The sequence below is a fragment of the Streptomyces sp. NPDC055966 genome, assembly GCF_042269865.1.
Classification (GTDB): domain Bacteria; phylum Actinomycetota; class Actinomycetes; order Streptomycetales; family Streptomycetaceae; genus Streptomyces.
In genome coordinates, this window is sequence record NZ_JBHJYK010000013.1 from 158,160 (window position 1) to 173,129 (window position 14,970).

6 protein-coding genes are annotated in these 14,970 nt (G+C 68.7%); 4 read left to right on the plus strand and 2 right to left on the minus strand.

Annotated elements, in window-relative coordinates; translation table 11 throughout:
* The first annotated feature begins 178 nt into the window (after positions 1-178).
* Positions 179-2,308 (plus strand): ATP-binding cassette domain-containing protein, encoded by a 2,130-nt coding sequence (locus ACFC8N_RS26935; protein ID WP_376290512.1) that lies wholly within the window; start codon positions 179-181, stop codon positions 2,306-2,308.
* A 181-nt stretch (positions 2,309-2,489) separates the two neighbouring features.
* Here ACFC8N_RS26935 and ACFC8N_RS26940 read toward each other — a convergent pair whose 3' ends face one another.
* Positions 2,490-6,542 carry a beta-galactosidase gene (locus ACFC8N_RS26940; protein ID WP_376290515.1) on the minus strand — a complete coding sequence of 1,351 codons (4,053 nt, stop codon included), beginning with the start codon at positions 6,540-6,542 and terminating at the stop codon, positions 2,490-2,492.
* A 371-nt stretch (positions 6,543-6,913) separates the two neighbouring features.
* On the opposite strand from ACFC8N_RS26940, the gene ACFC8N_RS26945 reads away from it, so the two are divergent.
* The 3 genes from ACFC8N_RS26945 to ACFC8N_RS26955 all read left to right on the plus strand — a co-directional run bounded on the left by ACFC8N_RS26945 (position 6,914) and on the right by ACFC8N_RS26955 (position 13,229).
* Complete coding sequence (locus tag ACFC8N_RS26945; RefSeq protein WP_376290518.1) at positions 6,914-9,529, plus strand: LamG-like jellyroll fold domain-containing protein; 2,616 nt, start codon at positions 6,914-6,916, stop codon at positions 9,527-9,529.
* Positions 9,530-9,767: 238 nt separating this feature from the next.
* Positions 9,768-10,742, plus strand: a complete 975-nt coding sequence (locus ACFC8N_RS26950) for a magnesium transporter CorA family protein (protein WP_362819781.1) — start codon at positions 9,768-9,770, stop codon at positions 10,740-10,742.
* 114 nt (positions 10,743-10,856) lie between these two features.
* Positions 10,857-13,229 carry a hypothetical protein gene (locus ACFC8N_RS26955; RefSeq protein WP_376290521.1) on the plus strand — a complete coding sequence of 791 codons (2,373 nt, stop codon included), beginning with the start codon at positions 10,857-10,859 and terminating at the stop codon, positions 13,227-13,229.
* Here the strand turns inward: ACFC8N_RS26955 and ACFC8N_RS26960 are convergent.
* Complete coding sequence (locus ACFC8N_RS26960) at positions 13,203-14,162, minus strand: hypothetical protein (protein ID WP_376290523.1); 960 nt, start codon at positions 14,160-14,162, stop codon at positions 13,203-13,205. The genes ACFC8N_RS26955 and ACFC8N_RS26960 overlap by 27 nt on opposite strands.
* Between the last annotated feature and the right edge of the window lie 808 nt (positions 14,163-14,970).

Below are 14,970 nucleotides of genomic sequence, written 5' to 3' on the forward strand. Positions count from 1 at the left end.
TAGCGAGAGATCGCCGGATTGTGAAACGTAAGTAAATTTATGAACTTGCCCTGAGAGTTGAAGGGTTACTCTGTCGGCCACAGGAGCCGGGGGCGGTCACGCGTCCCGGTGGCGCGGTTCGACTTACGCGCGCCATGCATGCCTCTATATGCTGCTGAACAGGACTGGCGCTCAGGGAATGACAGATAAGACGTCGTCGAACGCCGAGCGGGTCCTCAGAATAGGCCGCGCACCCGACAATGACCTCGTCGTACCGGACCCCATGGTTTCCAAGTACCATGCGGTGCTGCGGCAGACGGGCGAGGGCGAGCCTGAAATCGCGGATCTCGACAGTTCCAACGGCACGTACGTCAATGGCCATCAGGTTGCCCGGCACGTGCTCGGCCCGAGTGACACCGTGGTGATCGGCCATTCCAGACTTCATCTGACTGACGGTCGGCTGGTCTGCCCCGACGGAGGCACAAGTTCTTTCACCGCCCGGGACCTGACGGTCCGGGTGCGTCAGCGTGGTGAGGCGAAGACCCTGCTCAGTCAGGTCAGCCTCGACCTTCCTGAGAAGTCCCTGGTGGGCATCGTGGGGCCCTCCGGCTGCGGTAAGTCCACCCTCCTGCGGGCGCTGACGGGCTACCAGCCCGCCGACGAGGGCGAGGTGCTCTACGACGGCCTCAACCTCTACACGCACTTCGCGGAACTCCGCCAGCGCGTGGCTCTTGTCCCGCAGGACGATGTCCTCCACCCGCAGCTCACCGTGCGCAAAGCACTGAACTACGGAGCCAAGCTGCGTTTCCCGCGCGACACCGATGCCGCGGCCCGGAAAGAGCGCGTGAAGGAGGTACTTGAGGAACTGGGGCTCTCGGACCGCGTGGACACTCGGATCACCGCGCTCTCCGGCGGGCAGCGCAAACGTGTCTCGGTCGCTATGGAACTGCTCACCAAACCCGCTCTGCTGCTGCTCGACGAACCGACTTCCGGCCTCGACCCGGGGCTGGACCGGCAGGTCATGCACATGTTGCGCGGTCTCGCGGACGGTGGCCGCCGCGTCGCAGTGGTCACGCACAGCGTCGCCAACCTCCATCTGTGCGATCGCCTGTTGGTCCTCGCGCCGGGCGGCCGTACCGCGTATTTCGGCCCGTCGCACTACGCGTTGGAGTTTTTCGGCTACGACGACTGGGCGGATGTCTTCCAGGCCTTCGACCTTCATCCCGATCGGGACTGGGCGGCCCGCTACCGCGAATCGATCCACCACCACACCTACACCGCGGTGATGGAGGAGTTGGCGGCCCGGAGTACCGACGCACCGGACGACGGAGCGCAGAGCAAGAACCCTGATGCGGGGGATCCGGAGCAACAGAAGAAACTGAAGAAGCCGCGGAAACGACCGAAGGCGGGGAGCGGGTCACGGGAGTCCTCCGGTGCCCCATCGGTTCGTCCGCCGAGCTGGCGCTCCCAGTTCACCACACTGATGCGCCGCAACTTCTCGGTCATCGCAGCGGACCGGGGCCATGCGGGTCTGCTGCTCGCCCTGCCCCTGATCATGGGGGTGCTCAGCGTGACAGTGCCCGCTCAGTACGGCTTCATGGCCGCCACACAGAGCTGCGTGAAGGCGGTGTCCTGTGTTCCGAACTACAACGTCGACGCCCAGCCCGTCCTGCTGGTGCTGGCAGTCGGCGCATGTCTGACCGGTACCGCGAACTCGGTGCGCGAGTTGGTCCAGGAGCGCGTGGTCTACCAGCGGGAGCGTGCCATAGGGCTGTCCCGGTCCGCCTATGTCCTGGCAAAGGTGATGGTCTTGGGGCTGATCACCGCGGTACAGGGATTGATGGTGGTCGCGATCGGACTGGCCGGCCGTCGGCTGCCGACGGTGGGACTGGTGACCACACCGTCCGAGATCGAGCTGGTGCTGGTGGTGGTACTGCTCTCCACCACCTCGATGATGCTCGGCCTGATCATCTCCGCCCTGGTGCGCACCGCCGAGAAGACCATGCCCCTGCTGGTGCTCGCCACAGTCGTCCAGGTGATGTTCAGCGGCGCGGTCTTCCCGCTGTTCAACCAGATGGGCCTGAACCAGCTCTCCTGGCTCGCCCCGTCCCGCTGGGCGGTCGCCGCACAGGCGGCCACCATCGATCTGGGCCGGATCGGTCCGCCCACGGACGAGAAACACCCTCACTCCGCTGATCCGCTGTGGGTCCACACCGCCCACCAATGGTGGCTGGATTCGGGAGTGCTGGAAGGCTTGGGGCTGGTCGGCATCGTCGTGGTGCTGGTGCTCCTCCGACGCCATGAGCCGCTGGTCATGCGCCGAGGCTGACCGGTCGGCCCCGCGGAGAAGCTCAGTGATGAAGTCGTCCGGGCCGGGGGTCGCACCGACAACGGCTGACACGGGTGGGCCGTACGCGCCGCAGGCCAACGGTCGGGTGTGGCGGTGGCAGAGGGCCGCGGCTCGGTGGTGCGCCGGTTGTCCGGCGCCCGGCGCACCACTCGTCCCGAGGTCATGCGCAGGTCAGCACCGGGTTCGCCCAGTCGCCGTGGTCGTTGCCGTTGCCGTCGCCGCCGTCCCCGACGGACAGGTCGAGGACCTGCCCGCCGGTGACGGGGACGTCGAGGGTGAGGGGCGCCGACTTGCCGTTGAGGACAGGGGTGGTGGTGAGCACCTTGCCGTCGAGGAGGACGGAGAAGGTGACGGTACCGGGGTCACCGTTGTCGACGCCCACGGTCGCGGTGAACCTGCTGCACTGCCCGGCGAGGTAGACCATGACGTCGCTGGGCGAGTTGGTGCCCAGGCCCTTGGCGTAGACGGTGCCGCCGAGTTTGAGCGGTGCGCCGTCGTTCGCCGCGGTGCCGCCGACGCTCTGGTCGCGTTCGACCGGGCCCCAGCCGTTGCTGGCCGACAGGAATGGCAGGTCGCTGACCTGGTCGGTCCCGGCGGGTGGCGGGGGTGGGACGGTGGCGACGATCCGTTCGTCGGCGGCGGTGGCGGACCGGTGGCGCTGGACGAACGCCGCGGTGGCTTTCAGCGTGTTGGTCTTCGCCATGCCGGAGGGGGTGGTGACGTCCCAGCTGAAGGTCACCGAGGTGCCGGGCGGGATCCGCCGAGCCGCGGTGGGCGTGGGCTTGGGGGAGACCGTCCAGCCGTCGGGCGCGGCGAGGTGCGCCGTCACGCCGGAGGCCGCGGGTGCGCCTGCGGGCACCCGGAAGGTCGCGGTGGCGGTGAAGTGCTGTGCGGCGCCGGCCGACCCGGGCGCGTTCAGGGTGAGGCGCGCGCCCGGCGCGGCAGGCATGGCGTACCGCGTCCGGTCGTAGCGCGGGCTGTCGTTCTGCGGGACCCTCAGCGAGGACGCGTAGGTTCCGTAGTCGGTCAGCGCGACCTTGCCGAGGCCGCCGGTGGAGCCGTCCAGGTTCCATACGGCGATGGCGATCCGGTTGTTCCCGTTCGGGTTCAGGATGCCGTCGGGGACGGGAAAGCTGTGCTGCGGGCCGAGGTAGTTGACGTAGTTGCCCATGTCCCAGCCGTTGACGTAGATCTCGGCGCGGTACTTGCGCGACGGGTCGTCGGTGATGGTCAGGCCGAGCGAGGTGTCCTGTCCCCTGGGCAGGTCGAGGGCGGCGTCGGTGGTGTACCAGGAGACGCCCGGGGTGGTGTCGGTGGCGGGGAGGCTGGTCGGGGTCCAGTCGCCGGTGGGGTAGCCGGGCAGCATCCAGCCGGCCCGTTCACCGTACAGGCCGCCGGTGGCCAGTGGGCCGCGCACGGTGTCGACGGGGGTTTCGCCGCCACGGACGCCCTGCAGCCGCCAGGTGACCGTGTTCAGCGGGTCACCGTCGAGGAGGGCTCCGGTCAGGCCGCGGGCGGCCTTGTTGCCGTTGGACTCGTTGTAGTCCTCCTCGTGCCCCATGTTGACCGTCAGCACGGATATCACGTTGTCACCCCCGGTCCTGACCGCTCCGGCCGGGAAGCCGTAGGTCTTCTGGCCATCGGTGGTGGAGCTGCCGAGGAAGGTGCCGTTGAGCCAGACCGAGGAGGCTGCGGCCCGGCCGCCGCTCTGCGTGGCCAGGGTGATGCCGGTCTCCTTGCCGGTGCCGGTGAACCTGCCGCGGTACCAGGTGCTGCCGGTGTGGAAGCCGTAGTCGTCGGCGAACAGCACGGGGAGGCTGCCTGGTTGTGTGGTGCTGTGGGTGGTGGTCCGGTCGGCCACCTGCCAGGTGGAGTCGTCGAAGCCGCGCTGTGCCTCGGGGGACTCCTGCATGTGCTTCCAGCCGGTCAGGGCCGGCAGGGTGACGGGGGCGGCGGTGGGTACGGTGCCGGTGAGGCTGCCGTCCGCCGAGGCCGTCGTGCGCACCGATGTGCCGTTCCAGGTCAGGGAGTCGGCGTCGGCGAACACCTCGACCGAACCGTCCGTGCCGGTGTCGCCGGTCAGACGCAGGGACCTGCCGCTGGATTCAGCTCCGCGCAGCAGGTGTGTGCCGCGGACCAGCGCCGGGCCGGCCGCGGTGTCCTGCCGCCAGAAGGTCTTGGCGGTCGCGGTGTCGGCGAGCAGCAGGAGCAGCGGGTGGGAGCCTGCGGTGACGGTGACCCGGGTCAGGCCGGTGTGCCGGTAGTTCAGGCGCAGGTCGCCGGTGGCCGGGTCCCACGTGGAGGTGACGGTGCCGCCCGTGGAGGTCACCGTCGGCTTGGACGCGTAGTGCAGGACCGTCTCGCCGTCCGAGCCGTGGTCGCCGTAGAGCACCGCGACATCCCGTCCGGCGATCGTGGCGTCGGTCATGATCTGCGAGGTGGAGTACTGGAGGCGGTTGCCGCCCAGGTCGTAGTCCGCGACGATGACCGAGGACTCGCGGCCGTCCAGGGTGAGGGCGGTGCCGGGCTGCTGCGGGACGGTGTAGACGGGCGCCGTCGCGGCGGAGCCGGTGGTCACGTCGACGGCGTCGACCGTCACGAAACTGCCCGAGGCCGCGGCGTCCTTGGTGCCGGTCACCACGATCTTCAGGGTGTGCGGTCCCTTGGTGAGACCGCTCGCCCGGTACGCCACGTACTGGTTCTGCTTGGCGGCGCCGTAGGCGTCGACCGTCTTGACCTTGGTGCCGTCGAGGTAGACGTCGGCGATGCCGTGGTTCGTGTCGAGGTTGCTGATCCACTTCACGCCGGTGCCGGTGAAGGGCACGGACACGGTGTCGCCGGCGGTGTTCGAGAACGACTCGGTGTGCTGGTAGTCGCCGCCGGTGTAGTTCTGCTCCGCGCCGACGTGCGACCAGCCGCCGGTGTACGTGAGGGCCGGGTCCGGGTCGTCGTAGGTGTACCCGGTGTGGGCGCCGAGGTCGATCGTCACATGGGCGCTGTCGCTGCTGGTGGCGGTGGAGTCGGCGTGCCGCAGGACATGGAACTGCGTGCCGGTGTCGGGGTTGGCGCGCGCGGTGTCGACGATCTTCGGGTTGTCGGTGGGTGTGGCGGGCAGCGCGTCGGTCTTGGTCAGGGGCGTGACGGCATGGGTGAAGTAGCCGATCAGCTTGTCCTGGTCGTACTTGGGGTCGAGTTGGCGGGTCTCGCGGATGGCGGCGCCGTAGTCGTAGGAGGTGTAGTTCTCCGGCATGCCCAGCCAGCCCCAGTTGGTGCCGCCGTAGGTCATGTAGAAGCTCTGCGAGGTCGCGCCGACCGCGATGTTCTGCTTGTAGAACACGTCGGCGAACCGGTCGTTGATGAGCTGGGCGCACTTGTCGTAGCCGGGGCCGCCCCACGGGTCGAAGGCGCCGCCCTGGAACTCGGCGGTTGCCAGCGGCTTTCCGGCCACATGGTCGTAGCTGATGTCGGGGACACCGTTCCACTTGGTGGGATCGGAGCAGTTGAAGCCCTGCGGATAGGAGTCGGCGCCGTCCACGTCCAGGGCGGCGTCACCGGAGTTGAAGGTGCCGTTGTTGTTGCCGACCAGCGGCACGGTGATGCCGTCGGCCTTCGCCTTGTCCTCCAGGTGCTTCATGTAGGTACGGCCGGCCGCCGAGCCGTGGTAGTACTCGTTCTCCACCTGGTACTCGATGACCGACCCGGCGCCGTCGGTGAGCTGGTGGCGTTTGATGATGCGGTCGATCTGCGTCTGCCACTCGTCGCTGTACTTCAGGTACTCGGGGTCGGAGGTGCGGGTGTTGCCCGCCGTGGTGGAGAGCCAGCCGGGGAAGCCGCCCCCGTCGACCTCGGCGTTGATGTACGGGCCCGGCCGGGCGATGACGTAGATGCCCAGGTCGTTGGCCATGTCGAGGAGCTTGTCCACGTCGCGGACGCCGGTGAAGTCGTAGACGCCGGGTGCCGCGGAGTGGTAGCCCCAGTCGAAGTAGAGCGACACCGCGTTGAAGCCCGCCGCCTTCATCTTCTGCAGGGTGTCGAGCCAGAGGGCCTGGCTGGGCAGCCGGAAGTAGTGGAACTCTCCCGACCACAGGTACGTCCGCTTCCCGTCGATCATGAACGAGTAGCCGTCGTACGTCACCGAGTGTGCCGCGGGCGAGGCCGCGGCCGGCGCGGCGGAGGACGCCGGGACGGCGCCCGCCGCGGGCTGTGCGCCCATGCCCGCTCCGCACACCAGGGCGATGGTCGCGGCGACCGCCAGGCGACGTCTGACTGCCCGGCGACCCGGGCCATGAGCCTTCATCTGGTCCTCCAGCAAGCTGATCGCCCCCCGAATACCAACCACTTGCACCAGAACTCGTGGCTTCAGAGGTTTGAATTATGTGCGAATCTGTTGGTGTGAGGAGTGTTGCGGGTCGGCGAGGGCGGCGCAAGACCTCGAACACCGTTGTCTTGTGAGGGCCGTGAGGTCGGCGGGGGCTGAAAAGCATTGCCGTGCAAGGGGTGTTGACGGGGCTTGTCGGCACCCTAAGATCCCCCTGCTCGAAGTATCGACCATCGTACGGAATATCGAACGAAGGAATGAGCCGCATGCCTTCAGATGCCGGAGTGCCCCGCAGAACCGTCCTCACCGTCCTGGGCGCCGCCTCCCTCGCGGGGACGTTCGCCGCAGCTCCCGCCGGGGCCGCCGAACTCACCGGCACGACCGCGCGCGCCACCGCCGCGGAGCTCCCCGCGGCGGCCGCCCACTGGACCTTCGACGAGGGCTCCGGCACCACTGCCGCCGACTCCTCCGGCACCGGTCGCACCGCGACGCTCCAGGGCGCGGCGGGCTGGGGCACCGGCAAGGCCGGCGCGCACAGCCTGAGCCTCACGGCAGGCGGCAACGCCACGGCGTCCGGGCCGGCCCTCGACACCTCCCGGGCGTTCACGGTGGGCGCATGGGTCAACCTCGCCCAACTCGGCGGCTACCAGACCGCCGTCAGCATCGACGGCAAGGTCGTCAGCTCCTTCTACCTGGGGCTGCGCGACGACACCGGCACCTTCGCCTTCGCCCGGCTGGGCTCGGACGCCACCCAGAACGCCGCGGTCGCGGCCGCCGCCTCGGCGCCCACCACCGGCACCTGGACCCACCTGACCGGGGTCAGCGACCCGACCGCCGGCGTCATCCGCCTCTACGTCAACGGCGTGCTGGAGGGGGAGACCGCCTACAGCGCGGGCTGGGCCGGCAGCGGCGACACCGCCGTCGGCCGCGCCCTCTACGGCGGTGGGCACGTCGACCAGTGGCACGGGCTGATCGACGACGTGTGGATGTTCCCGTCCGCCCTCACCCCCGAGCAGGTCGCGGCGCTGGCCGGGGTCCCGGTGGAGAACACGACGCCGTTGCTGAGCGTGGTCGTCGGCAACCCCGCGCACGCCGTGTCCCCCGTCCTGCCGGGTTTGATGTTCGAGGACATCAACCACTCCGGCGAGGGCGGCATCTACGCCGAACTGGTGCAGAACCGCTCGATGATGGCCAGCGACACCACGCCCCTCCACTGGTCCGCCGTCGGCGAGGCGACCCTCGCACTCGACACCGACGCCCCGCTCAACGCCGCGCTCGACCGGTCCCTCAAGGTCGAGCTGCCGAGCAGCACGGGTGCGGGAAACCGGGCCGGTGTCGCCAACGACGGCTTCTGGGGCATACCGGTGCGGCCCGAAACCGTCTACACCGCCCGGCTGTTCGCCAAGGCGTCGCGACGTGTCGGCCCGCTCAGGGTGGCCATCGAGTCGGCGGACGGCAAGACGGTGTACGCCTCCGCCCATGTGCCCCACATCGGCACCGCCTTTCCCCGCCGCCCGTTCGAGCTGACCCTGCGGACCGGCTCGCGCACCCCCGTGACCGGGGACGCCAGGCTGACCGTCACCACGGCCGACACCGCCGCCGCGGGCGAGACCCTGTGGCTCCAGCACGTGTCGCTCTTCCCGCCCACCTACAACGACCGGCCCAACGGCCTGCGCATCGACCTGATGGACAAACTGGTCGCCCTGAAGCCGAAGTTCCTGCGCTTCCCGGGCGGAAACTTCGTCGAGGGCAACACCGTCGCGACACGGTTCAACTGGAAGAACACCATCGGCCCGGTCTGGGAGCGCCCGGGCCACATGGACGACGCCTGGGGCTACTGGTCCACGGACGGCCTCGGACTCCTCGAATACCTGGAATGGGTCGAGGACATGCACGCCCAGCCGGTCCTCGCCGTCTACGCCGGCTACTCGCTCAAGGGCGAACACGTCACCGGTGACGCGCTGGGGCCGTTCGTCCAGGACGCACTCGACGAGATCGAGTACGTCACCGGCCCCGTCACCAGCACCTGGGGCGCACGACGTGCCGCCGACGGACATCCGGAGCCGTTCCCGCTGGAGTTCGTGGAGATCGGCAACGAGGACTGGTTCGATTCCTCGGGGTCGTACGACGAGCGGTTCGCGGCCTTCCACGACGCGATCAAGGCGAAGTACCCGCATCTGAAGCTGATCGCCACGACGCCCGTGACGAGCCGCACGCCGGACCTGATCGACGAGCACTACTACCTCGCGCCGTCCGCCGCCCAGGCCGCCACCCACAAGTACGACAACCGGGACCGCTCTTCCACGAAGGTGTTCGTCGGGGAGTGGGCCGCGCAGGAGGGCCGCCCCACACCCGACCTCAACGCGGCGCTCGGCGACGCGGCCTGGCTGGCGGGACTGATCCGCAACTCGGACCAGGTCCTCATGGAGTGCTACGCGCCGCTCTTCTCACACGTCAGGAACAACGTCTGGGCCACCAACCTGATCGCCTACGACAACCTCACCAGCTACGTGTCGCCCAGCTACTGGGCACAGCACATGCTGACGAGCAGGCTCGGCACCACGGTGCTGCCCGCCACCGCACGTGCGCTGCCCGGCCTCGCCACCGTGGCCACCCGCTCCGGGAACCGCCTCCACCTCGCGGTCGTCAACTGCGGGACGCAGAAGGTGAGCGTGCCGGTCGAACTGAAGGGGCTGGCCAGAGGGGTCAAGAGGCGTGCCACCGCGACGGTCCTGACCGGCACCTCGCGCACCGCCACCAACACGCTGACGGAACCGGACACATTGGTGCCCAGGACGAGCACCGTCACCGGCGCGGCAGCGTCCTTCACCAGTACCGTGCCCGCGCTCTCGGTCACCGTACTGGAACTCGACCTGACCTGACCGCTCACTGCCCGGCGCCGGCACGGCCCGCACACTGCGCGGTCGTCGTCAGGCGCCGGGTCGTCGGCCGAGCAGGCACCACCCGGTGACGGGCCGGCCGTGGCCGGGCCGCGGTCCGGGAGCACGCCGCCCGCGGCAGGGGCGTGAAGCAGGAGGGTCCGGCAAGACCCTCGCCGTCGACTGCGGGATCCGCCACACTCACGGGGCTTCTTACCGAGGCGGCTTATGGTGCGTCGCCATGACTCGTACACGCCTCTACCGCAACGGCTCCCTCATCCTGGAGGACTTTCCGACCGCTGACATCTCGGAATACGTGAACGATCCGGACGTGGCGGTCTGGCTCGACCTGTGCGATCCGTGCTCCGCCGACTTCGCGATGATCAGCGAGGAGTTCGGTCTGCACGAGCTCGCGGTGGAGGACGCGCGACACGAGCATCAGCGGCCGAAGCTGGACCGCTACCGCACCCATGCCTTCCTCAGCGCCTACGCCATCAGCGCGGACGAGACCGGAGGGCGGCTGACCGCAAGCGAACTGTCGGTGTTCATCACGCCCACAGCGTTGATCACCATCCGCCCCGACCACCGGTTCGACATCGAGAAGGTCGTCGAACGCTGGGACAACAACAGCGATCTCGCCAAGTACGGAGTGGGATTCCTGCTGCACGGACTCCTCGACCACATCGTCGACGGACATTTCGCCGCCGTGCAGGACCTCGACGACCGTATCGAAGCGGTGGAGGACCTGCTTTTCGACGAGGGACGCGAGCAGATGGACTCCGTCCAGCGGGATTCCTACGCACTGCGCAAGAACCTCACCAAGCTGCGCCGCGTGGTGCTGCCGATGCGGGAGGTCGTCAACAGCCTCCTCCGGCGTGACCTGCACATCGTCGCCGAGCCCTTGCTTCCCTATTACCAGGACGTGTACGACCACGTCCTCAGGGCCACCGAGTGGACCGAGTCACTGCGGGACATGATCACGTCCATCATGGAGACCAATCTGACCGTTCAGGGCAATCGCATGAACCTGATCATGAAGAAGGTCACCAGCTGGGCGTCGATAGTGGCCGTGCCCACGGCGGTCACCGGCTTCTACGGGCAGAACGTTCCGTATCCCGGAGTCAACACCCATGTCGGCTTCCTCACGTCCACCGGTGTCATGGTCGTGGCGTCCGTGCTGCTCTACTGGGTCTTCAAACGTAAAGACTGGATATGACCCACTGCAACGGCTTGGCTCGTTCCCTCCCGTTTCACGTGCCAGATCGCTGGAACGATCTCTACGGTTGTTCCCGTCGGCACACGACGAGCGACCGGAGCATGGGGGAGAACGGTGGAAGCCGAGTTGATGGCTCTGGCGGCCATGGGCGCCAGCAGCCTCACCACACTGGCGGTGCAGGATCTGTGGGGGTGGGGGAAGAAGAAGTTCGCCACGCTCCTCGGCCGAGGCGGCTCCGACGGACAAGCGGCAGCCGAAGAGGCACTTGAACGTCTGCGGCAGGAGTTGCTCGACGCGCGCCGCACCGGTGACGAGGACGCGGTGGCCACCGCTGAAGGGGCCTGGACGCAGCGCTTCCAGAGCCTGCTCGCCCAGCACCCCGAGGCCGCCGACCGGATGCGGGCGGTCGTCGGAGAGGTGGTGGAGCGGAGTCCCGCCCCGGTGGCGTTCGCCAACATCCTCCACTACGTCAACAACACCGCCGTACTCCAGGCGATGAACGCCTACTGGGCGCGGTGCACCACGGCGCACCACATGACGGCGCTGTTCCTTTGCGGCCTGCCGGGAGTGGGCAAGCGCACCACGGCCCGCCACTGGCTCCAGTCCCACCGCGACGCGCTACCGGAAGAGGTCCTCCAGGCCGATCTGGCACCGGACGAACGGGGCCGGCCCGCCGATCTGGCCGCGATTCTGGAGCGCTGGCTGGAGCAGCTGGGTGTCCCTCGCGAGGAGCGCCCCGCCGGGTTGGAGCAGAAGGCGTCGGAGGTGCGCGGGCAGCTTCGCCGCCGGCGGATGGTCGTTCTGCTGGAGAACGTCACCAGACTCGCCCAAGTCCGCCCGCTGCTCCCGGACTCGCCCCACACCGTGCTCCTGATGACCGGTCAGCAGGTGCCGACCGGGCTGGAGTCGTTGCTGGACTTCGAACCGGTCGAGGTCGCGCCCCTGCACGACGAGCACGCCCTCGAACTGCTCGTGAAGGTCAGCCGCAGTACCGAGAATCCCGAGCGGCTTCGGCCCGTCGTACGGCAGTTGGGCGGCCTGCCGCTCGCCGTACGGCTCATCGCGGGGCAGTTGAAGTCGCCCGTGCCGGGAATCCTGGAGGACATCACCGCACTTCTCGCGGATCGAGCCTCGCGACAGGAGCTGTTGACCGTGGACGACGCGCAGGACCTGCCCGGCGCACTCGACGTCAGCTACGGGAACCTGGCCGAAGAAGCGGCCGTGCTCTACCGGAGACTGGGCATCCTGCCTCACGTCGACTTCCAGATGGACACCGTGTACGCGCTCCTGCCGGACCGGGACGCTTCCACGGCGCGGCGCGGTCTCCAGACGCTGATCTCGGCCCGGCTCGTGGAACGAGAGGGAGTCGACACCTATCGACTGCACCCGCTCGTCCACGACCACGCCGCGACCGTCGCGGAACGGGACGAGACAGGGCCCGAACGCGACGGGGTACGCGGCCGGATCGTGCGCCACTACCTTCACACGGCCGAGTCGGGCGAGGCGGCACTGTCGTCCCGCTGGCGACACGACCCCATGAACGTCTATACCGGCGAGGCGCGATCGACCGGGGAACGGGCGACGTACACGGAACGCGAACTCGCCCGCCGCCGCACGGGACTGCTCGCCGCTGTGCACCTCGCCCACGACAGCGGGCTGCACATGGAGGCCTGGCGACTGTGCCAGGGGTTGTGGACCTTCTACCTCCGCACAGCGAGCCACGCGGAGTGGATCGAGTCCCACGAGGTCGGCCTCGCCTCCGCCCTGGCGTGCGGTGACCGCATGGCGGCGGCACGTATGCACTACCAGCTGGGCTTCGCACACCTGGACCGCTGGAGCGTGGAGGAGAGCGACCCGAGCCGGGCCCGCGAACATCTCGGAGCGGCACTCGACATCGTCGGTGCGGGAACGCCCGACCGGAGCGAGGCGGAGCAGCGTACGCGGTCGAGTGCGTGGGAAGGACTGGCGCTCCTGGAGCAGAAGCTCAAGCGCCCGCAGCACGCGCTCGCACGCTTCGACCAGGCCGTGGCAGCGCTCGACGGGGTGAACCACCCCCGCGGTCTCGCCCTGCTGGCCTATCACCGGGCCGCCACGTACACCGCACTGGGGCGTCACGACGACGCAGAGCGCGCCCTGCGGGAGGCACGCGAAGGCTTCGAGGCACTCGGCGCGGGCAAGGACATCGCCCTCAACGTCGGCAAGTGCTGGGTACGGACCGCGCAGGACCGGCGTGCCTGCGGGCGGCCCGGCGAAGCGGTCCGGGCCCTGGACGAGGCGATCGTGGAACTGGCCGAGGCGGACTCCGCCTACGTTCTCGCCGCCGCTCATCTGCTCCGCGGCGACGTGTACCGGGACCTGGGCGACGACGGCCGGGCGACCGCCGATTGGGAGTGCTCCCGGGAGCTGTTCACGGCAGCCCGCAGCAATCGCGCGGAGGAAGCGCGGGAACGGCTGACCGGTTCAAGGAACGGGGGCGAGCTCCAGTAGGGCAGGGGGGAGCTGGTCGCTCGCGCGGACTTCGATCCGGACGGTGCCCCGCAGGTGGCGTCGCCGTGGAGACATCTGCGCCCATGCGTGGACGGCTGATGCGGCGAGGGGGCAGGAGACCCAAGCGGTGCGGTCGACCCAGTGCGCGCGCAGCCTGGTGTCGTCGGCGAAGAGCACGGTGCAGCCCTGGTCCGCCGCCTCCACCGCGATGAGACCGCACCCGGGAAACCGAGCGGCGACGTCGGACCACTTCACCGCTTCGGGCTGTGGATACCGCTCGTGCGGAAGCACGAGGACATCGGCGGACCGGGGCCACCGGAGGTCGGGGTCATCCGGGTCGGCGACCAGATGAGCACCGGTGACGGGGGTGTTCCACCTTCGCTGGAGCGCGGCGGGGAAACGGTGCACGCGGACGCCCGGCGCGAGGCCGCTGTCGTACGACGTCGTGGTGACCAGCATGGCGGGCAGGTGGGGAAGGCGACGTTCGTGGAGCGGTGAGACCGATGGAACGGGTATCGGTCGAGTCGCGGCGGGGCGGGAGGGCTCCGGCAAGCGCAGCCAGGAGTAGAAGAGCCGCCGCAACAGGGCCGCTGACCTGCCGGGTTCCGATGTCACGCGGTGCCTCAGGGCGATCAGTTCCGGATCGCCGCGCTGGGCTTGCGCGGCGCGCGCGAGCTGGGCCGGAAGCGGCTGTGCCGTGGCGAGCCGGGGCAGGACTTCACCGAGTCGCTCCATCGGAGATCCAGGAGCGACGACCAGGTCCCGGAACGCGCCGAGAACGCAGGGAATGCCGAGCGCGACTCCGTACGTCGTCAGTGATCCGTGGTCGCCGACAAGGAAATCAGCAGCGCACAGAGCGGCCTTCCATACCTCCGTCTCAGGGCGGGGAAGCATGAGACCCGCGTCGATCAGCGGAGCGAGCCAGGAATGCATCTGCCAGGCTCCGTGCCCGTACCAGGCGTTGGGATGAACAGCCGCCAACACGCGGAATTCGTCCGCCGGTAGTTCGGCGAGGGTGCGCCGCAGCACATCGGTCTGTGGCGATCCCAGGACAGAGCCTTGGCCCCACGTCGACGACACAACGACCAGACGCTGGCCCGGCAGCAGTCCGAGAGCGCGCCGATATGCCGGGCGGAAGGCGAGACCGGCCTTCAACTGGTCGAGACAGGGGTCGCCCGCGACGTGAGCTACCGGCAGAGCTTCAGGACACCCCTCAGCAAGTCGTTCGAGTTGCTCCTGATGGGACAGCACGATCGCGGACGGGATCAGTTTCCCGTCATGCACGAGCCACTCACGCGTGAGGCCGAAAGCTCCCTGCTCCCTGCTCCCTGCTCCCTGCTCCCTGCTCCCTGCTCCCTGCTCCCTGCTCCCTGCTCCCTGCTCCCTGCTCCCTGCTCCCTGCTCCCTGCCAGCGTTTTATTGTAACCGGCTCCGTGTGGTGTACATATGAGAGGGAAAGGAATCCTGTGCAGATCTCCGCCCCGACTGGTGGAAATGGCGACATCGAAATCCTGGGAAAGCGCGTCTTCCCACGGAACATAGAGCATGCCCCGTGAAGCGAGGAATTCCCTCGTGCCTTCGTCGAGCGCCGACGAACCCGTACTGGTGAAAAACACCTGGACCCGCTCATCGCTCTCGAAGGCGGACAGCAGATCCAGCAGTCGAGTTGCGGAGGTGATGTTGTGTACGACTCCGAGAACAGAACGCTCGGCGAGTACCGTGCTCCAGCGCCGTCCGTCAC